The sequence below is a fragment of the Streptomyces sp. NBC_00286 genome, from assembly GCF_036173125.1.
Lineage (GTDB): Bacteria > Actinomycetota > Actinomycetes > Streptomycetales > Streptomycetaceae > Streptomyces.
In genome coordinates this window covers 8,713,449-8,731,052 of record NZ_CP108054.1, presented here as the reverse complement: position 1 = coordinate 8,731,052, position 17,604 = coordinate 8,713,449, and the positions used below count along the sequence as shown (strand labels likewise).

Below are 17,604 nucleotides of genomic sequence, written 5' to 3'. Positions count from 1 at the left end.
CATCACCTCACGGAAGCGAGGAGCGGCCCGTTGCCCATGAGGCCGCCCGCACGGGGTCGGCGCGATGCTGCGTCGACAAGGCCAGAATCCTTCTGCCACCCCCACCTGGCCACAGCAACGCGCGCAACCTTGACACGTTCCTGACGCCGGATGCGCCGAGATGTGACGTCCTGCTCACTCTTGGCAAGCGGGTCGATGGTGAACTCGTCGGTCGTCACCACGGTCGTCTCAGCAGGCAGCGGCACGGCCTCGGTGCGGCGAACCACGGCCCGCAGCCGGCCAGCAGCCCGTCTCCTGGTCCTGTCCGCGCGCCACGCCTCCGCAGCGGCGAGGGCCGTGGTGCCGCCGGCTGCCGAGTCGACTCCGTACTGCCGAGCCTGCATGGTGGTCAGGAGGGCTGGTCCGAGTTGTGGATCGTCCTCCACCACCAGCACCTGGGTGGCACGCCTGCGCGGTACGTCCTGCCGTCGGCTGCCCTTCCTGGGTGCGGCCGTCCGCCTATCCCGCCGTGTCGCGCATCAGGTGTTGATGTCGCGGCGCCCGAAGCGGAGTGTGCCCAGGGTGACGAGGCCGGCCGCCGTCGCGGCGAGGGTGCCCGCGTCGGCCCACTGGAAGCCGTTCCGCAGCGGCTGCCCGCCGATGTAGTGGTGGAAGGGAGAGAGGGACGCCAGCCAGTCCACGCCGAGTTGGGCGGCGAACGTGTGGGCCGTGTAGGCGAGGACGCCGATGGCGGCGGTTCCGGCCAGTACGACGGTACGGCGGCCGAATGCCGCTCCGAGTCCGAGGGCGAGGGCGCCGAAGACGACGGCGAGCAGGGCAAGGTTCAGGCACTGGGCGAGCAGTTCGACCGGGGTGATGCTCGTGAGTTCGGCGCTGTCGCGGATGGCGAGCAGGGCGAGCCAGACCAGTACGGACACGGCCACGGCCCCGGTGACCAGCGCGCCGAACCGCTGGAGCGCGAGCCGGGTACGGGTGACCGGGTGGGCGAGGAGGAGGTCGAGCTGCCCGGAGTCTTCTTCGCCCGCGACGGCCCGGGAGCCGGTCGTGGCACCGTAGATCATGGCCAGCAGTGGCAGGATCACGCCGAACACGCTGGCCTGGAGGTATCCGGCGGCCGTGGCGTCGATGTGCAGGGACTCGCGCAGGGCCTGGGGCAGGCTCGCGGTGTTGTCCTTCTGCGCGGGGTAGGTGGAGGCGTACATCATGCCGACGGCGGCAGTGCCGAGCATCCAGCCGACGAGGCCGCGACGGCTGTCGGAGAGGGACTTGGTGCAGAGGGCGAGGTTCACGGCGGAGCCTTTCGTACGGGGATTTTCGAATCAGGCGGGCTGGGCGGTCGTCGTGCGCGGGGCGGCTTCCGCGCCCTCGTAGTAGGAGTGGAAGAGCTCTTCGAGGGCGGGCTCGGTGGCGCGCAGCCCGGTGACGGTGTGCGCGGCGAGGGCCTTGACGAGGGCATCGGGACTGCCGCTGACCTGGCCGGTCAGGGTGGTGCCGGCCGCGTCGAGGTGCAGGCGTCCCTCGATTCCCGTAAAGGAGGCGGCCGTTACAGGGCGGGCGAAGGTGACCTCGATGTCGCGGACGGCTCCGGCGCGCAGGGCGGCGACGGTGTCGAGGGCGACGAGCTGGCCGTCGCGGATGATGCCGACCCGGTCGGCGACGGCCTCGACCTCGCTCATGACATGGCTCGACATGAACACGGTCTGGCCGTTCGCCGCGGCCTCCGCGACCAGGTCCAGGAACGTCTGCTGGACCAACGGGTCGAGCCCGGAGGTGGGTTCGTCCAGGATCAGCAGCTCCGGGGTGTGCATGAACGCCTGCACCAGGCCGACCTTCTGCCGGTTGCCCTTGGACAGCTTCTTGATCCTCGCGCCCTGGTCGAGACCGAGCCGGTCGGCCAGGTCGTCGATGCGCTCCGGCCGTACGCCCCCGCGCAGGGCAGCAAGGAAGCGCAGGTAGCCGCGCACGTTCTGCCGCCCGTCGCAGACGAAGTCACCGGCCAGATAGCCGACCCGTGAGCGCAGCCGCAGACCGTCGGCGCGCGGGTCGAGACCGAACACCCTGGCGCTGCCCGACGTCGGGCGGATCAGGTCGAGCAGCAGCCGGATGGTGGTGGACTTGCCCGCGCCGTTGGGGCCGAGGAAGCCGAAGACCTCCCCTGCGCGGACGTCCAGGGTCAGGCCGGTGAGGCCACGGCGGGCACCGTACGTCTTGGTGAGCTCGCGGAGCTCGATCACGTTCTCCATAACTCGGAACGTATCGAACTTTCAGAGATCTGTAAATAGATTGAACTCCCTGAACACATCGAGACTTCGTAAAGTTCGGTACGCTGAGAGGCATGGACACGAAGGAGCAGTTGCGCGACGCAGCGGAGAAGCTCGCCCTGACCCTGGCGCAGGGCGGCATGCAGAAGACCACGGCCCGGGTGATGACCGCCCTGCTCTACACCGAGCAGGAGACGATGACCGCGGCCGACCTGTGCGAGGAGCTGTCGATCAGCTCGGGCGCGGTCTCCACCGCCGTCAAGCAGCTCATCCCGATCGGCATGATCGAGCGGGTCCCGGCCCCCGGCAGCCGTCGCGACCACTACCGCTTCCGCGAGCACGCCTGGGCCACACTCATGGGCAACCAGAACACGATGCTGGCTGTCATGGGCGACGCCGCCACCGAGGGCCTCAAGGCAGCCGACGAGAACAGCGCCGTAGGACAGCGGATGCGCGAGATGCAGGACTTCTACGCCTTCATGCAGCGCGAGATGGCCGCGCTCATCGACCGGTGGCGGGAGCAGTACGACGCCAGGCGCTGACCCCGGACAGATCTGCAGCTCTCAGCAGTGGCCCGCGCCGACCGCCAGGTCAACGCCACCGCAACGCAGTCCCTAAAGCCGCAGACTGACGCAGTGGGGCGAGAATCTGCTGCAGCTTCGCCACCCTCCCCCAGAGGGGGCACCCCCAGCAGCACCAGCCGTCCCTCCACCGGAGGCCGCCAAAGCCCGCAGCGGTCCTTCCGGCTGTCCGCTTATGTGGCAGCCGCCGTCGACGACCGGCTGGCTGGCCCTGGCCCGCGCCGACGACCTCCGAGTAGAGCCTCTCCCCTGACTCCCTGGGGAGAATCTGGGGAGTACGGGCCGCTCTGGGGAGCGCGTAGGGAGAATCGACTACCTAACCGGGTACGAGCCTGAAAGAACGCGAAAGAAGGATCAGCGCAGGTCAGAGACCTGATCGACCGCATTGCCGCAGGTCAGGGCCACCTGCTAGAGGACTTCATGACGTACGTCCCGAGATCATCGGCCTCGACGAGCCCGGGCAGCGAGCCGCCCTCACGCAGGGGCGTGATGTAGCGGGTCGCGGTGACCTCTTTCAGCATTTTCCCAGGCCACCCGTCTCTTCAGGCTTACAACGACGAGCATGGTAATCAAGGGTGATCGCGGGCCAGGGTGTGCTCTCCGCGCCTGCTGGCTTCGCTCCTGCTGCCTTCGCTCCTGCTGGTTTCGGCGCACAACCTCACCCAGCGCATCGAAGATGTCCTGCCCGTGAGCCCACGTTTCCATGAGTCGAAGCGGCACCATGAGCGCCGCGGTCAGCTGCGATCCGTACCACGGAAACGCATGGCCGTCTGGAACGTCACGTAGCGCCGCTGCCACCTCGGTTCGGCCGGCGCGCCATTGTTCCAGCAGTGCTGATCGCGGTTTGGCTGCTCCGGCGGCGGCGTCGAGATCGGCGTATTGGCTGCCTGCGGCTTTTGCCTGTTTGAGTACGGCGTCGAACGCATCCGGGGTCCGTATGGCGATAAGGACGTTCGCATCAGCTGCGGCAAGGTGAGCGATCTGGTGGGCGATCGTCCAACCCGCTGCCAGTGTAGGCGTGGACCAGTCGGTCTGCGCTGATACCAGGGCGTCCAGTTCATCGCCTTCAGCCACCAAGTCGGGCAGAGCAAGGTCGTGTTCTACGCCGGAGAGGTCAAGGCCGTAATCCAACATCCGTATTGCCTTTACACATTGACGGCAACGGGCTTGTCCCGCTGGGTGCGGTCGCGGAAACGTCCGGGGGAGATTCCGTACTCGCGGCGGAATGCGGCTCCGAACGCGAATTCCGTCGAGTAGCCGACCTGGCGGGCTATCGCCGCCAGCGGCGCCTTGGTATCCCGGAGCAGCCGGGCGCCGTAGCTCAGACGCCAACTGGTCAGGTAGGTCATGGGCGGTTTTCCGACCAGCGCGGTGAATCGTTTGGTGAACGCTGTCCGCGACATTCCGACGGTCTCGCCGAGCTGCTGTACCGTCCACGGCTTGTCCGGGCTCGTGTGGATCTCACGCAGCGCGACAGCGATGGCGGGATCGTCGATCTCCGGCCGTTCCACATCGCGATTCTGCTCGAGCCACTGACGCAGGACATGGGTCAGCAGCAGGTCCAGTAAGGCGGCACGGGCCGCCCTGCTCCCGGGTCGCGTATCGGACATGTCCACAGCCAGGAGATTGGTCAGCGCCCCCAGTTGTGAGGTGCGGCCATGCTCCGCCGACACCGCGATGACCTCAGGTAACGCCCTGAGGAAGGGGTGTACTTCTCCATGGTCGAGCCAGTAGGCGCCGCAGAGGATCTCGACCTCGGCTGGACCAGGATCGTGCGGGACCACCCGCGGCAAGTTCTGGAGCAGGCATGGTGCGTGGCTCAGTCCACGCTCGGCTCCGAACGGGCTGAGCACGACATCGCCCGCCTTGAGCGCCCGTGGCCGGCCGTTGGCCGTGATCAGCCATGCGCTGCCCCGCAGGAGGATGTGGAAGCCGCTGCCCGCGAAGGCGGGAAATCGTATCCCCCAAGAGCCCGCCCCCCTGACCCGGCAGGCCCGGGCGTGCCCGATCCGCACGCTCCCGATCGCCTCGCTGAGGATGTCCGTACCCGCGTCGGTATGGGCATGAGCGATGGAGACTGCGCGGGTGGAATTCTCTTGGTCCACGACTTTCTCGTCTTTCATCTGCGCCGGGCCCACAACGGCCCAGGTCCGCCCCTGCCTCCGTAGCCTAGGAAGATTGGTATGGCGGGCACTTGAACGACTGCGCCGTCAGAGCAGAACATCTGCGCCACGTGGCGATCACCGATGTGGTGACCGTCAGGGTTGGTGCGTGACGCTCACCTGCACGGTCAGCTGGCCCCTGTTGTCCTCGAGACAGGTTCCGTTGCCGTCGTTGATCCGCAGTTGCAGGGTGCCGTTCCCGGCCGCCTGGAAAGTCAGCCTCCGCCCAACGGCGTGAACGGGGACGTTCTTTGCACCCTCCAGGCGTGTCAGAAGGGTGCCGAACGGCAAGTCGGGCTTGACCTTGCAGCTCTTCGCGAAGTCCAGCGCCCTGTCGGTGTTCGCGTCGTAACCGGCCGGCCCGGTCATGGGCATGCTCCGGTGGTCGACCGTCCACGTTCCCGAAGCGAACCGCACGCTGACGCGGTCTCCCCGCTGGACGGACACCGCGGTCACCCCCTGCCAGCCGGTTGTGGACTGGATGACCTGACTGGTGGTCGTCGTCTTCGGGGCCTCCTCGGGCGGCAGCACCCCGGCGATGAAGAGACCGCTCGTCACGAACCCAGCCAGTACGACCATGCCGGTCATAGCCCACAGCAGCCGCTTCGGCCCGCTTGACCGGGACGAGGGCCGGTGCGCGGGCGTGAGTGACGTGGTGTGCCGCGCCGTCGGAACGGTCTCCCCGGCCGGGACGGCCAGCCCCCGGCCGCTGGTCACGGTATCGGCGTCGGTCAAGGACACCGGAGGCCGCGCCACGCGCATGGTCGCCGACGGCAGCGGCCCGGCGTCCGCCTCCCCCGCCGCGACGCGCCGCAACGCGGACCGTACGACGGCCGCCGGCGGGCGCTCGTCCGGGGACTTGCCCAGCAGTGCCTCGACGATCGGACGCAGCGGGCCGAGCCGCTCGGACAGGGCGGGTTGCTCGTACGCCACCGCGTGGAGCGTCGCGGGCCGCGCCGGTCTGCGGAACGGGGACTGCCCGCCGCAGACCGTGGCCAGAGTCGCGCCCAGTGACCACAGGTCGGAGGCCGGTCCGACCTCCGCACCCATCACCCGCTCCGGCGCCATGAACTCCAGGGAGCCGACCAGTTCGCCGGTGGTCGTCAGGAACTCGCCGTCGTCCAGGGCCGCGATGCCGAAGTCGGTCAGGACGGCGTTGCCGTCACGGCGCAGCAGTACGTTGGCCGGTTTCACGTCGCGGTGCAGGGTGCCGGCCGCATGTACGGCCTCCAGCGCAGCCAGCAGTTGCAGGCCCAGCGCGGCGGCGTGCTGCGGTGTCAGCGGTCCGCTCTCGTTGATCCGTTGGGCCAGCGAGGGGCCGTCGACGAGTTCCATGACGATCCACAGCCGGTCCTCGGACTCGACCAGGTCGTGGACGCCCACCACGTGCGCGTGCGGCACGCGTGCGACCGCGCGCGCCTCGCGGATCGCGCGGCGCATCCGAACGCGGTGCTCCTCGTCGCCGTGGATGAGGATGTGCAGTTCCTTGGCCGCGACCGGACGGTCCAGCAGCTGATCGTGCGCGCGCCAGACCGTGCCCATGCCGCCTCTGCCGAGGACGTCGTGGAGCAGATATCGACCGGCGATCAGCCGTCCTGATGCGCGTTCCGCACGCGTCCCCGCCTGGTGATCGCCATCTCCGGATATCACGTGCTCTCTCACGTTCCCCTCCCGGCGAACTGGGCGTCCGCCGGTCACCATTCGCTCGAATGGAGCCGAGCATAGAGGAGTGCATGACCTCACATGTCGTCAACTGTCATGCAGAGCAAGGCCCTTGCGGCAAAGTCCCGGACCGCGTGCACATACACGTATGGCTCCGCATCACGGGAGTATGGCTCCCCCGATCGACCGCTGGTTGAGTCAAGCGCGGCCAAGCCCTTTGCCCGAAAAACGGACATCGTCGGGCGACATGACACAGCATCATGAGGAAAGACCAGACAACACAATGACCGGGACAACGCCTCGAAATCCGTGGGACGCACTGGTTCCCACCTACGAGCGGTGGATGGAGCCTTGCTCGGCGGTGCTCGCGAAGGCGGCACTGGACCAGGCCGCCCTGAGCGCGTGCTCGTCGGTTCTGGACGTGGCCGCGGGCACGGGCGCGTTGGCCGTCGCGGCGGTCGAGCGTGGACACAGCGTCGACGCGATCGATACGTCGTCGTCGATGGTGGGCCGCCTGACCGAGCGCTTGAGGCCGTACTCCGGATGTTCCGCCGAGGTGATGGACGCACGGGACCTGCGCTACGGCGACGACGTATTCGACGCGGCGTTCTCGATTCTCGGCGTGCTGGACTGCGGAGCCCAAACGGCGAATGCGCTCGCCGAGATGGTCAGAGTGGTACGTCCTGGCGGCATCGTCAGTGTGGCGCAGTGGGCGGACCCCGTGGGAGCTCCGTTCCTCGCACCCCTGGCCCGGGCCGTCAACCGCCTGAACGACCCTGGCCTGGGCGAGTTCGTGGCCCCGTTGAGCGAGTATCTGAAGCAGTCGGAAATCGAGCACGCGTTGAGCCCAGCCGGATGCGATGACGTCCGCCTGGAGACCGTCCAGGTGCCGTGCGTCATGCCCAAGCCCGAGACGTTCGTGGACGAGCTGCATCCGATCTTTCGCATGCATCCTCAGTACCTCACCGCGGTTTCCCTCCATCGGGACCGCTTCCGGACGCTTCTGGCCGAGGAAGTGCGCGCCATGGAGACCGGAGAACACGGCCACCCCATCGCACGAGCCCATATCGCGTCGGCCCGTGTCACTCACGATGCCGCCCAGGCCAAACCGTCCCTCACCAAGCCGTCCATCATCGAGGCGCCACACGATCTCCCCGGTCGTCGCGAATCCGCTCGTCATGGATGAGACGAGCGGATGAGGGTCGCCGCTTTGGCACCTCACTTCGCACATCCGCCATGCCCGGCCGGCGTTGCCGCGCCGCTTCGGCGTATCGAAATCCACGGCCATCGCCGCTTGTTCAACAGCCTTCAGGGAGGCTTGTCCGATGCCGATCGACGAACTGAGCGGCGCCGTCCAGTACGCGATGGATCTCTTGGGCATCTTCGCCTTCGCCCTTTCCGGGGCGTTCCTCGCGGTGCGCAAGGACTTCGACATCTTCGGGACGGTCATCCTCAGTGAGGCGGCGGGCCTCGGCGGCGGCCTCTTCCGGGACATGGTCCTCGGGGTCACCCCCGTCGCCTTCACCGACCTCGGCTACTTCTTCACACCCTGCGCCGCCGCGGCGATCGTGTACTTCGGCCATCGCCTCGTCCACGACGACAAGGTGCGAGAAGGCAGGCTGTTCGACGCATCCGACGCGGCCGCGCTCGGACTCTTCAGCGTCACCGGCACGGTCAAGGCGCTCGACCATGGATTCAACATTCCCGCCGCCGTCACCCTCGGCTGCGCCAGCGCCTTCGGAGGCGGCGTCCTCGCCAGTCTCCTCGCGCTGGAAATGCCGACGCTGCTCCGCTGGAACCACGACCTGTACGCGCTGCCCACCCTCGCCGGCGCGACCTCGACCGCCCTGCTGCACCACACCGGACTGCTCAATGTCGGTACCGCCATCGGCACCGCGCTGTTCGCCTTCGGACTGCGGCTTCTCGCCCTGCGCTACAACTGGCGCACCCCGCGATCCAACTTCTGGCGCAACCCGTTCGCGGGAATGCGGCAACAGCCGCCGCCCGCGAACCCGGACCCCGCCCCAACGCCCCCACCAGCCATCGAAGCCGACACGGTAACGCTGCCACCCATGGACGCGGACCAATTGATCCAGCGCAGAGACGACACCCTCCGCTTGAAACGACGCCCGGACCCCCGGCTCCTCCTCAACCGCCCCGCGAAACGGAAGCCGGACGACCGGGAGCAGACGTCCCCAAAGCAGCCGTCAGAGGACTGACCGAGCGTTCGGGCCCACGCGCTGGGCCCGGTCATCGTCCCACGCCCCAGACCGACGGCACGCGCATCGCGTACGAGACCGACGGCGCCCTCCGCGTCGTACGCACCGACACGCACTGGAACGAGTGGTTCCTCGCACATCCGGACCTGTCGCCGGAGAATTGCGAGCGCTGTTCCCTGGCGCGGCGCTGCTCGCGGCGGGCCGTCCGCACAGGGTGCTGCCGCTGCCCGGTTCGACCCGTTTGGTCACACAGGAAGGCGTGATAAATACGCTCCTCCGGCTTGATCTCGATTTCATCAAGAACTCAAGCACCTTATGAACGACCCTCGTGACGTGCGCGTACACCTTGATGTGGATCAGCGCACTCCGCGTTGGTCCGCTGCACATCTGTACATCTGTGGAAGGGACCGCCACATGGCCAGCGAATCGCTTCAGTCCGCTCAACCCGCGCCGGCGATCTGTCGTCGCACCATCCTGGCGGCGCTCGGCGTGGCCGGCGCCACCGCCGCGTTGACCGCGTGCGGAGGATCCGACGACAGTTCGTCCGGCTCATCGGGCGCTTCCGAATCATCCAGTTCCGCCGGCTCGGGCGGCGGTGGCGAGGCGCTGGCCAAGACCAGTGAGATCCCGGAGGGCGGCGGCAAGGTGTTCGCCGACCAGAAGGTGGTCGTCACCCAGCCGACGGCCGGCGAGTTCAAGGCTTTCTCGACGGTATGCCCGCATCAGAACCAGCAGATCAACGCCGTCGACAAGGGCCTGATCACCTGCCCCGCTCATGGCAGTCAGTTCAGCGTCACGGACGGCAGTGTCGAGAAGGGGCCCGCGACCAGTGCGCTGACCACCGCGAACATCAAGGTCGAGGGAGACTCGATCATGCTCGCGTGATCGTGCGCGGACGTTTGAAGCAAGCCAGCACTTCGTCCGTAGTGGTGATGGTGGCCACGAGGGCGAGCGTGTTACGGACCATCGCGGGGGTGTAGTCGGAGGGCACCCCCGCGATGGCGTCCCTGGGCACGACGGTGGTGTAGCCGCGGTTGACCGCGTCGAACACGGCGTTGGGTATCGCCACATTGGCCGAGACGCCGGTGACGATCAGTGTCCGGCAGCCCAGGTTGCGTAGCAGGGCATCGACATCGGTGCCCGCGATCGGCGACAGCCCGTGCAGCCGCCGTACGACGAGATCCTCGTCCGCGACCTCGATGGGCGCCGCGACGCGCACGGCCGTACTCCCCGACAACTGCTGCACCGGCAGCCGCTCGGCGGCCCGGAACAGCCGGGCATTGTGATTGGCGCCCCGCCCGTCCGGCCGACGCTCGGCGATCGCATGAATCACCTGCACCCTGCACTCGTGCCCCGCCGCGACCAGCTGGGCGATACGGGCCAGAACCCCCGACGCACGAGCCTCCTTGGCAAGTTCGGGCAACGCACTGTCCGGCCCGACGACCCCCTGCTGACACTCGACGGTCAGCAAGACCGTGCTCGTAGGGTCGAGAATCTCCCTGAGCTCTTCGTACGACGGCATGACTCCCCCTGTCGCGGAACACGGAACACGGAACGCGGAACGCGGAACGCGGCTGGCGCTGCGGTGGCGGGCGAGCGTAGCGACCATTGCGTGAGGGCGGAAGACACCGCATGATTTCCTGACGCTCAGTCAGAAATGAGGGACCGTATGACCACCACGCAACGCCGGGGCCGCAAGATCATGATGACCCCCGAAGAACTGGACGAGTTCCTGAGAACCCAACGCACCTGCCGAGTAGCAACCGTCTCGGAGGACGGCGCCCCCCACCTGAGCGCCCTCTGGTTCGCCTGGGACGGCACGTCCCTCTGGCTCTACTCGATCACCCGCAGCAAACGCTGGGCAGACCTGCGCAGGGACCCCCGCGTGGCCGTGGTCGTGGACGCCGGCGAGGAGTACGGAGAGCTACGAGGCGTGGAACTGTCGGGCACAGTCGACTTCGTAGGCGAGGCCCCACGCACAGGCGAACCACGCCCCGAACTGGACGAAGCGGAGCGCCTGTTCGCCCAAAAGAACTTCGGCCTGGAACAGATGCCCCACGACGGCAAACACGCATGGCTCCGCCTGACTCCGGAGTCGATCAAGTCCTGGGACTTCCGCAAACTGGCTTCACTGTGACGTAGACACGAGCGCAGGGTCCCTGTGGGAGCGCCGGGTTCCGGCAGCGCCCCATCAGGGGCGCGGGGAACTGCGCGACAAGCCACAACGAACCCGCACCCGACCCAAAACCCCTTGGGGGCCTGGGGGCGCAGCCCCCAGTTCCGGGAAGGGGCGGGCTTGGGGACAAAAAACCTACGAACCCCCAGCGGAGCGCAACGCCTCAACGGCCGCCCGAACAGAAGGCCGCCGATCCCCATCGGCACGCCACACCGCATACACATGCCGAGTAACCCGCTGCCGAACCGGCACAGTACGCACCCCCTCCGGCACAACCCCCCGCCCAAGCCGAGGCGCAACACAAACCCCCAACCCCGCAGCAACCAGCGCCAGTTGCGTCTGATGCTCCTCAGCCCGATGCGCGACAACCGGCTCAATCCCCTTGGCCCGAAGCGTGAATAACAGCCACTCGTGGCAGAACTCCCCCTCGGGCCAGGCGATCCACTCATCGCCGGCGAACTCCTCGAGATCCACCTCATCCCGCCCGGCCAGCGGATGCCCCGCAGGCATCGCCACATCAGCCGCGTCCTCAAGAAGCGAGGCCTTGACCAGCCCCTCCGGCACAGGCAACGGCTTGTTGTACCAGTCGAGCACAACCGCCATGTCGACATCCCCCCGGACAACGGCGAAAACGCCCGCTTCGGGCTCCAACTCCCGCGAGCGAACCCGTAGCCCAGGATGCTCGGCCCGCAACGCGGCAAGCGCCGCGGGAAACAGCCCGCGAGCAGCCGTAGGGAACCCGCTGAGCCGCAGCTCCCCGACCACCTGCCCCCGCTGCGCCTCCAGATCGGACTGCGCAAGCTCGACCTGGGACAGAATCCGCGCGGCATGCTCGGCGAGCAGCCGCCCCGCGTCGGTGAGCCGCACCCCCCGCCCGTTCTTGACGACGAGCCGCTGCCCCACCTCCCGCTCCAGCTTGGACATCTGCTGGGACACGGCCGAGGTCGTGACATGCAGCCCTTCGGCCGCACGACTCACCGAACCGTGCCGGGCAAGGGCATCGAGGGTACGCAGGCGCTCCAGGTTCAACACCTAAGCAATGCTACGAGATACCGGCCAAAAAATCTCACTTGTGCTACGAGATCCCCAAGGCCATCGTGGTCGACATGAGCGCCGCCACCTCAAGCCGCACCGACACCGGCACCCGCACCCGCACCCCGGCGAGCCCACCCGACATCACCGCACCGACCACTCGCCGAGCCCTCGACTGGCGCCTCCGCTTCGCCTTCCTCTCCCTCATCTGGGGCTTCAGCTTCCTGCTGATCAAGGTCGGCACGGAAGGCTACGCACCCTTCCAAGTGACCCTGGGCCGCCTGGTGTTCGGCACCCTGGTGCTCGCGACCGCACTGGCCTGGAAGCGCGAGCGGCTGCCACGCGGGACGCGGACCTGGGGGCATCTGACGGTCACGGCGTTCTTCCTCAACGCCCTCCCCTTTTCGCTATTCGCGTACGCCGAGCTGACGATCCCGTCCACGCTCGCCGGCATCTGCAACGCGACCTCGCCCCTGTGGGGCATGGCCCTGTCCCTGGTCGCCCTCTCCGAGGACCGGCCCACCCGCCGCCGGGTCGCCGGTCTCGGCATCGGCTTCCTCGGCGTACTCACGGTGCTCGGCGCCTGGCAGGGCTTCCAGGGCCTGGACGCCACGGGCACGGCGATGGCCCTGCTGGCCTCCGTCAGCTACCCGATCGGCTGGATCTACCTCCGGCGCACCCTGGCCGGCTCCAGCCACTCGAACCTCTCGCTGGCCGGCGCCCAACTCCTGCTCGCGACCACCCAGTTGGCCGTGGTCACACCGCTGGTCACCACCTTGCCGAACCGGTTCACGGTCCTGCCCCTGCTCGCGATCGTCGCGCTCGGCGCGCTGGGCACGGGCGTCGCCATGCTCGTCCAGTACGGCCTGGTCGCCGAGGTCGGCCCGACGACGGCCCAGATGGTCACGTACTTCATCCCGGTGATCGCCACCGCTGCCGGCGTCGCGATCCTCGGCGAGTCGCTGACCTGGTCGACTCCGGTGGGCGCGGCCATCGTGCTGGCGGGCGCGGCCCTTACGCAGTCCAGAACGAAGTCACGTATGCAGTCCAGGCCCAAGTCACCTTCTTAGGCTGCGAGTTCAGCCGTAACGGCGCGCGGGCGCCCGGTCGATGGCGGAGGCGACCGCGTCCGCGAGCGGCCCGATGTCCTGCGGTGCGAGCGTCGAGACGGTGATCCGCAGGCCGGGCGGCGAGCTCACCCGGAAGCCGGCGCCAGGCGCGACGGCCCAGCCGGAGTGCAGCAGCCGTGCGACGGGACCGGTCTCGTCCGGCACGGGCACCCACACGTTCATCCCGCTGCGCCCGTACGCCTCGACGCCGCGCTCCGCGAGCGCGCCGATCAGCGTGTCGCGCCGCTGCCCGTACGCGGCCGCCACGGCCCGTACATCCACCGCGCCGCTCGCCCACAGCCGCACGACGGCCCGTTGCAGCAGATGGCTCACCCATCCCGGGCCGAGCCGTTGCCGCCCTTGGACGCGGTCGGCGGTGACGGGATCACCGGTGAACACGGCGAGCCGCAGGTCGGGGCCGTATGCCTTGGCGACCGAGCGTACGAAGGCCCAGTGGTGGGTGACTCCTGCCAGCGGGTGCAGGGGCAGGTCGACGATGCGATGGCCGTGGTCGTCCTCGATGAGCAGGGTCTCGGGGTGCTCACCGATCACGGAACGCAGGGCACGCGCGCGCGTGGCGCTCAGGGCGGCGCCGGTCGGGTTCTGCGCGCGGTCGGTGACGATCAGCGCGCGGGCGCCGGAGCGCAGCGCGCCCCGTACGTCGTCGGGCAGCGGCCCGTCGTCGTCGACGCCGACCGGGAGCGTACGCAGCCCGAGCGCCGGGGCCAGGTCGAGGACGCTGCGCCAGCCGGGGTCCTCGACAGCGACCGCGTCTCCGGGGCGGAGATGGGCGGCCAGTACGCGCTCGATGGCGTCGAGCGCTCCGGAGGTGACGGTGACGGGCCCGTCCGGCACGCCGTCCGCGTCCAGGTCTGCGCGCGCGAGGCGCGCCAACTCCGCGTCCACGGCGGCCTCTCCGTAGAGCACCGGCTCGCGGTCCGCGTGGGCCACTGCCGCCGCGAACGCCTCGGTGAGTGCGGGCAACAGGGCGGGATCCGGGCTTCCGTCGGACAGATTCCGCACCCCGGGCGGCACCTCCAGGCGGGAGAGCTCACGGGCCGTCGTGACCGGCTTGCGGCGTATGCGACTGCCGCGCCGGCCCGCGGTCTCGATGACCCCACGTTCTCGCAGCGTGCGATACGCGGCTGCGACGGTATTGGGATTGACGCCCAGCTCGGCCGCCAACTCCCGCATGGGTGGCAGAAGTTGACCGGGTTCAAGGCCTCCCGCGCCCACCGCACGCTCGACGCTGGCCGCAATCTCGGCTGCACGTCTTCCCTCAATCCGATACTCTCCTAGCACAAATCAAATTATGCACTAGTGCAAAACAAGGCGCAAGCGTTGCGCACCGAGCACGCGAGCGACCGAAGCAACGAACGACACGGAGAGCTGGAGACACCCATGACGCAGACGGCCCCGCGGCCCGCCGCCTACACCCCGACCGACCGCACCGTCCCCACCCGCTCCCGCGAGCGTGCCGCGTACGACCACGAGACGGTGCACTCGATACTCGACGAGGGGTACGTCTGCCATCTGGGCTTCGTCCGCGACGGGGCGCCGGTCGTGCTGCCCACGCTGTACGGCCGGATCGGCGAGCGCCTCTATGTGCACGGCTCGACGGGTTCGCGTCCGCTGCGGATGGCGGGCAAGGCCGAGCCGGGGCTTCCGGTCTGCCTCACGGTCACGCATGTCGACGGTCTGGTGCTGGCCCGTTCGGCCTTCCACCACTCGCTCAACTACCGCTCCGTGGTGGTGCACGGGATCGCCCACCAGGTGACCGACCTCGACGAGAAGCGCACGGCCCTCGACACCCTCGTCGACCAGGTGGTCACGGGCCGCTCGCAGGACTCCCGGCCCGCCAACGCCAAGGAGTTGGCCGCCACGTCCGTACTCCGCCTCGACCTCGACGAGGTCTCCGCCAAGCTCCGCACGGGCGGCCCCAACGACGACCCCGAGGACCTGGACCTGCCGCACTGGAGCGGAGTGGTGCCGCTCCGCAAGGAATACGGCACCCCCCTACCGGCCGTCGACCTGGCCTCAGGCATCGAACTGCCGGACTACGTGGCAGCGCTCTGAATCTCGCCTTCAAGCACCCGCTGCGCGGGGTGTGATGCCGGGGCGGGCGACGCCCGACATCACGCGCCCCTCACACCGGCGCCGACTCCTCCTCGGGCGCCTCCCGCGAGCTCTCCGCGCCCCCTCGCGTCTCCGCCACCGCGAGCCCCGCGACCGACCCGAGCATCAGCAACGTACCCACAAGCGTCGCCGCGGTGAGCCGCTCACCCAGCAGTCCCACGGCCAGTACCGCCGCGCTCACCGGCTCCAGGAGCATGATCACGGAGACGGTGGCCGAGCGGACGACGGCGGCCCCCGCGAAGTACAGGGCGTATGCGAGGGCGGTCGGGATGGCGGCGATGTACGTCAACAGGGCCACCACCTGGGCAAGTTCGGCGGTGTGCGGCACCAGGCCCTCGGTCAGGCCGAAGGGCAGCAGGCACAGCGTCGTGACGGCGAACGCGCCCACGGTGGTGGAGGACGCGTCGGCCCCGCCGTCACGCCCCCACCACCGGGTCAGCAGCGTCATCACGGAGTACCCGGCGGCGGACACGAGCGCGAGCGCCACACCCCAGGGCCGCACCGTCGCACCCTCGCCGCCCAGCACCAGCACCGTGAGCCCGGCGAGCGCCCCGATGACGGCGGCGGTCCCGCCCCGCCCGAGCCGCTCGCCCATGGTCAGCCGCGCCCCGAGCGCGATGAGCACAGGACCGGCGCCGAGGGTGACGACGGTGGCCACGGCGAGCCCGGTCGCCTCGACGGCGGCGAAGTACGCGGTCTGGAAGACGGCAAGGCCGAGCCCGGTGATCCCGATCCGCAGCAGGGTCGTACGAGGACGAAGGCGCGGCCGTTCGGTGTGGCGCGGCCGGGGCCGCAGCAGCAGCCGGGCGGCGAGGAGCAGCAGGAGTCCGCCCGCACAGCGCCAGAACGACAGGGCGACGGGACCCATGTCACTCGCCCGGTAGACGAGCGAGGCGGCTGCGCCCCCGGTGCCCCAGGCGGCGCCGGCGACGGTCAGGTAGAGGAGGCCTCGCCCGATGGGCAGGCCGGAAGCAGCATTCGACACGTGTTCTCTCCGCAGATACGCAGTTCGGAAAGGACCACGTCACGCGCGGAGCTCAGCGCAGAGCGCGGCGGCGCGTGGAAGGTCCTCGGACTTCGTCTGCGGGCAGCACCGTTCCGCCCGGCCGTCGGCCGGGCGTGGATTCCGGAGGGCCCGCCTCAGGCGGCGGGGGGAGGAAGAACGAGTGCGTCTGATGCGTCCGAATGCATGATCGGCAGCCTATGAGGCGCTGCCCCGCGCCGACAACTCCTTTTCGGTGTCGCCTCCGCCGCTGATCACCGGTCCGTCCGAGCCCTTGGCTGGCGTCGACGACTGCGCGATGAACGCGCCCAACAGCACCACCGCGCCGCCCACGAGCTGCGGCGCCGACAAGTGCTCGCCGAGCAGGATCCAGGCGAGGACGGTCGCGATGACCGCTTCGAGGCAGGCCACGACGCCCGCGACCTGCGGGGACAGCCGGCGCACGGCCAGCACACCGGTGACGTACGCGAGGACGGTGGCGATGAGCACGATCCAGACCAGCAGGTATCCGGCGGCGACCGTTGTGCCATTCATGTTCGCGCCGCCGCCGAGGACCGACCAGTCCATGCCCCACGGGCGTGCGACGAGCGTCAGCACGAGCGCGCCGATGAGCAGGCCGTACGCGATGACGCCGAGCGGGTCCGGGGCCTGGTCGCCCGCGTCGCCGCCCTGGTCGGACAGGACGAAGTAGCCGACCTGGCAGCAGGCCGCGCCGAGGGCCAGCAACAGTCCGAGGAGGTCGAAGCTCAGCCCCGCCCACACCTCGACGACACAGGCGAGCCCGCCGACGGCCAGTACGACTCCGAGCGCCGCGGCGCGCGTCACCGGCCGCCGCTGCACGAACCGCACCCAGCCGAGAACCAGCGCCGGCGCGAGGTACTCGACGAGCAGCGCGACGCCGACGGGGATACGGGAGATCGCCGCGAAGTAGCAGGCCTGGACACCGGCCACGGCGAGCAGCCCGAACCCGGCGAGCAGCGCGGGGCGCGTACGGAGCAGCCCCCGGTGGCGTACGGCGAGCGGCAGCATCACGACGGCGGCGCCCGCGACGCGCAGCCACACCACGTGGAGCGGGTCGAGGCCCGCGTCGATCAAGGGCTTGGCCGCGACACCGGATCCCCCGAAGGCGACCGCCGACACGAGCGCGAGGCTCAGCCCGACGCCTCTACGACGGGTGCCGTGACTGCTCTCAGACGTACGCATCGGCACATGATGACAGGCGACGACAGGAGCGTCATTCCCAATGACACCTGTCTCAGCGGC

Annotated in this window: 18 protein-coding genes and 1 pseudogene; 7 read left to right on the top strand and 12 right to left on the bottom strand. The window is 69.1% G+C overall.

Annotated elements, in window-relative coordinates:
* Nucleotides 1-2 precede the first annotated feature (2 nt).
* The 3 genes from OHT21_RS39445 to OHT21_RS39435 form a co-directional block, all read right to left on the bottom strand.
* Nucleotides 3-425, bottom strand: coding sequence for a hypothetical protein (locus OHT21_RS39445; RefSeq protein WP_328773039.1), 423 nt, complete (start codon nt 423-425; stop codon nt 3-5).
* Nucleotides 426-518: 93 nt separating this feature from the next.
* A complete protein-coding gene (locus OHT21_RS39440) occupies nt 519-1,289 on the bottom strand; it encodes an ABC transporter permease subunit (RefSeq protein WP_328773038.1) in 771 nt (256 codons plus the stop codon).
* Between the two features lie 30 nt (nt 1,290-1,319).
* On the bottom strand, nt 1,320-2,243 hold the full coding sequence (locus OHT21_RS39435; protein WP_328773037.1) for an ABC transporter ATP-binding protein: 924 nt from the start codon (nt 2,241-2,243) through the stop codon (nt 1,320-1,322).
* Nucleotides 2,244-2,335: 92 nt separating this feature from the next.
* Here OHT21_RS39435 and OHT21_RS39430 point away from each other — a divergent pair, with 92 nt between their 5' ends.
* Nucleotides 2,336-2,803, top strand: a complete 468-nt coding sequence (locus OHT21_RS39430; RefSeq protein WP_328773036.1) for a GbsR/MarR family transcriptional regulator — start codon at nt 2,336-2,338, stop codon at nt 2,801-2,803.
* 455 nt (nt 2,804-3,258) lie between these two features.
* Here the strand turns inward: OHT21_RS39430 and OHT21_RS44860 are convergent.
* From OHT21_RS44860 to OHT21_RS39415, 4 genes and pseudogenes are all read right to left on the bottom strand, one after another.
* Nucleotides 3,259-3,363: pseudogene (locus tag OHT21_RS44860) on the bottom strand (HipA family kinase); the annotation flags it as partial.
* Nucleotides 3,317-3,976 carry a maleylpyruvate isomerase N-terminal domain-containing protein gene (locus OHT21_RS39425; protein WP_328773035.1) on the bottom strand — a complete coding sequence of 220 codons (660 nt, stop codon included), beginning with the start codon at nt 3,974-3,976 and terminating at the stop codon, nt 3,317-3,319. The pseudogene OHT21_RS44860 and the gene OHT21_RS39425, both read right to left, overlap by 47 nt.
* Nucleotides 3,977-3,987: 11 nt before the next feature.
* Complete coding sequence (locus tag OHT21_RS39420) at nt 3,988-4,980, bottom strand: AraC family transcriptional regulator (RefSeq protein WP_328773034.1); 993 nt, start codon at nt 4,978-4,980, stop codon at nt 3,988-3,990.
* A gap of 120 nt (nt 4,981-5,100) precedes the next feature.
* The gene (locus tag OHT21_RS39415; RefSeq protein ID WP_328773033.1) at nt 5,101-6,666 is read right to left on the bottom strand and encodes a serine/threonine-protein kinase; all 1,566 of its coding nucleotides are present in this window, start codon (nt 6,664-6,666) and stop codon (nt 5,101-5,103) included.
* Nucleotides 6,667-6,835: 169 nt separating this feature from the next.
* On the opposite strand from OHT21_RS39415, the gene OHT21_RS39410 reads away from it, so the two are divergent.
* From OHT21_RS39410 to OHT21_RS39400, 3 genes are all read left to right on the top strand, one after another.
* Nucleotides 6,836-7,852, top strand: coding sequence for a class I SAM-dependent methyltransferase (locus OHT21_RS39410; protein ID WP_328773032.1), 1,017 nt, complete (start codon nt 6,836-6,838; stop codon nt 7,850-7,852).
* A 139-nt stretch (nt 7,853-7,991) separates the two neighbouring features.
* Entirely contained in the window at nt 7,992-8,885 is an 894-nt protein-coding gene (locus OHT21_RS39405) for a trimeric intracellular cation channel family protein (protein ID WP_328773031.1), read from the top strand.
* A 414-nt stretch (nt 8,886-9,299) separates the two neighbouring features.
* Nucleotides 9,300-9,770, top strand: a complete 471-nt coding sequence (locus OHT21_RS39400; RefSeq protein WP_328773030.1) for a Rieske (2Fe-2S) protein — start codon at nt 9,300-9,302, stop codon at nt 9,768-9,770.
* Here OHT21_RS39400 and OHT21_RS39395 read toward each other — a convergent pair.
* On the bottom strand, nt 9,757-10,407 hold the full coding sequence (locus tag OHT21_RS39395; RefSeq protein WP_328773029.1) for an isochorismatase family protein: 651 nt from the start codon (nt 10,405-10,407) through the stop codon (nt 9,757-9,759). The genes OHT21_RS39400 and OHT21_RS39395 overlap by 14 nt on opposite strands.
* 147 nt (nt 10,408-10,554) lie before the next feature.
* Between OHT21_RS39395 and OHT21_RS39390 the strand changes: the two genes are divergently transcribed.
* Nucleotides 10,555-11,022 (top strand): pyridoxamine 5'-phosphate oxidase family protein, encoded by a 468-nt coding sequence (locus tag OHT21_RS39390; protein WP_328773028.1) that lies wholly within the window; start codon nt 10,555-10,557, stop codon nt 11,020-11,022.
* Between the two features lie 174 nt (nt 11,023-11,196).
* Here OHT21_RS39390 and OHT21_RS39385 read toward each other — a convergent pair whose 3' ends face one another.
* The gene (locus OHT21_RS39385) at nt 11,197-12,093 is read right to left on the bottom strand and encodes a LysR family transcriptional regulator (RefSeq protein ID WP_328773027.1); all 897 of its coding nucleotides are present in this window, start codon (nt 12,091-12,093) and stop codon (nt 11,197-11,199) included.
* Nucleotides 12,094-12,131: 38 nt separating this feature from the next.
* Here OHT21_RS39385 and OHT21_RS39380 point away from each other — a divergent pair, with 38 nt between their 5' ends.
* Nucleotides 12,132-13,163: a DMT family transporter gene (locus OHT21_RS39380; RefSeq protein ID WP_328773026.1), complete on the top strand. Its 1,032-nt coding sequence runs from the start codon at nt 12,132-12,134 to the stop codon at nt 13,161-13,163.
* Between the two features lie 9 nt (nt 13,164-13,172).
* Here OHT21_RS39380 and OHT21_RS39375 read toward each other — a convergent pair whose 3' ends face one another.
* Nucleotides 13,173-14,504, bottom strand: coding sequence for an aminotransferase class I/II-fold pyridoxal phosphate-dependent enzyme (locus OHT21_RS39375; RefSeq protein ID WP_328773025.1), 1,332 nt, complete (start codon nt 14,502-14,504; stop codon nt 13,173-13,175).
* 99 nt (nt 14,505-14,603) lie between these two features.
* Here OHT21_RS39375 and OHT21_RS39370 point away from each other — a divergent pair, with 99 nt between their 5' ends.
* Nucleotides 14,604-15,278, top strand: coding sequence for a pyridoxamine 5'-phosphate oxidase family protein (locus OHT21_RS39370; protein ID WP_328773024.1), 675 nt, complete (start codon nt 14,604-14,606; stop codon nt 15,276-15,278).
* Between the two features lie 70 nt (nt 15,279-15,348).
* Here OHT21_RS39370 and OHT21_RS39365 read toward each other — a convergent pair whose 3' ends face one another.
* Nucleotides 15,349-16,323: a DMT family transporter gene (locus OHT21_RS39365; RefSeq protein ID WP_328773023.1), complete on the bottom strand. Its 975-nt coding sequence runs from the start codon at nt 16,321-16,323 to the stop codon at nt 15,349-15,351.
* A gap of 216 nt (nt 16,324-16,539) precedes the next feature.
* Nucleotides 16,540-17,550 (bottom strand): EamA family transporter, encoded by a 1,011-nt coding sequence (locus OHT21_RS39360; protein ID WP_328773022.1) that lies wholly within the window; start codon nt 17,548-17,550, stop codon nt 16,540-16,542.
* Between the last annotated feature and the right edge of the window lie 54 nt (nt 17,551-17,604).

Excerpts from the sequence above, each read along its gene's own strand:
- OHT21_RS39370 (WP_328773024.1), top strand. The coding sequence starts at position 14,604 with ATGACGCAGACGGCCCCGCGGCCCGCCGCCTACACCCCGACCGACCGC.
- OHT21_RS39410 (WP_328773032.1), top strand. The coding sequence starts at position 6,836 with ATGGCTCCCCCGATCGACCGCTGGTTGAGTCAAGCGCGGCCAAGCCCT.
- OHT21_RS39430 (WP_328773036.1), top strand. The coding sequence starts at position 2,336 with ATGGACACGAAGGAGCAGTTGCGCGACGCAGCGGAGAAGCTCGCCCTG.
- OHT21_RS39425 (WP_328773035.1), bottom strand. The coding sequence starts at position 3,976 with ATGTTGGATTACGGCCTTGACCTCTCCGGCGTAGAACACGACCTTGCT.
- OHT21_RS39400 (WP_328773030.1), top strand. The coding sequence starts at position 9,300 with ATGGCCAGCGAATCGCTTCAGTCCGCTCAACCCGCGCCGGCGATCTGT.
- OHT21_RS39390 (WP_328773028.1), top strand. The coding sequence starts at position 10,555 with ATGACCACCACGCAACGCCGGGGCCGCAAGATCATGATGACCCCCGAA.
- OHT21_RS39405 (WP_328773031.1), top strand. The coding sequence starts at position 7,992 with ATGCCGATCGACGAACTGAGCGGCGCCGTCCAGTACGCGATGGATCTC.
- OHT21_RS39435 (WP_328773037.1), bottom strand. The coding sequence starts at position 2,243 with ATGGAGAACGTGATCGAGCTCCGCGAGCTCACCAAGACGTACGGTGCC.
- OHT21_RS39395 (WP_328773029.1), bottom strand. The coding sequence starts at position 10,407 with ATGCCGTCGTACGAAGAGCTCAGGGAGATTCTCGACCCTACGAGCACG.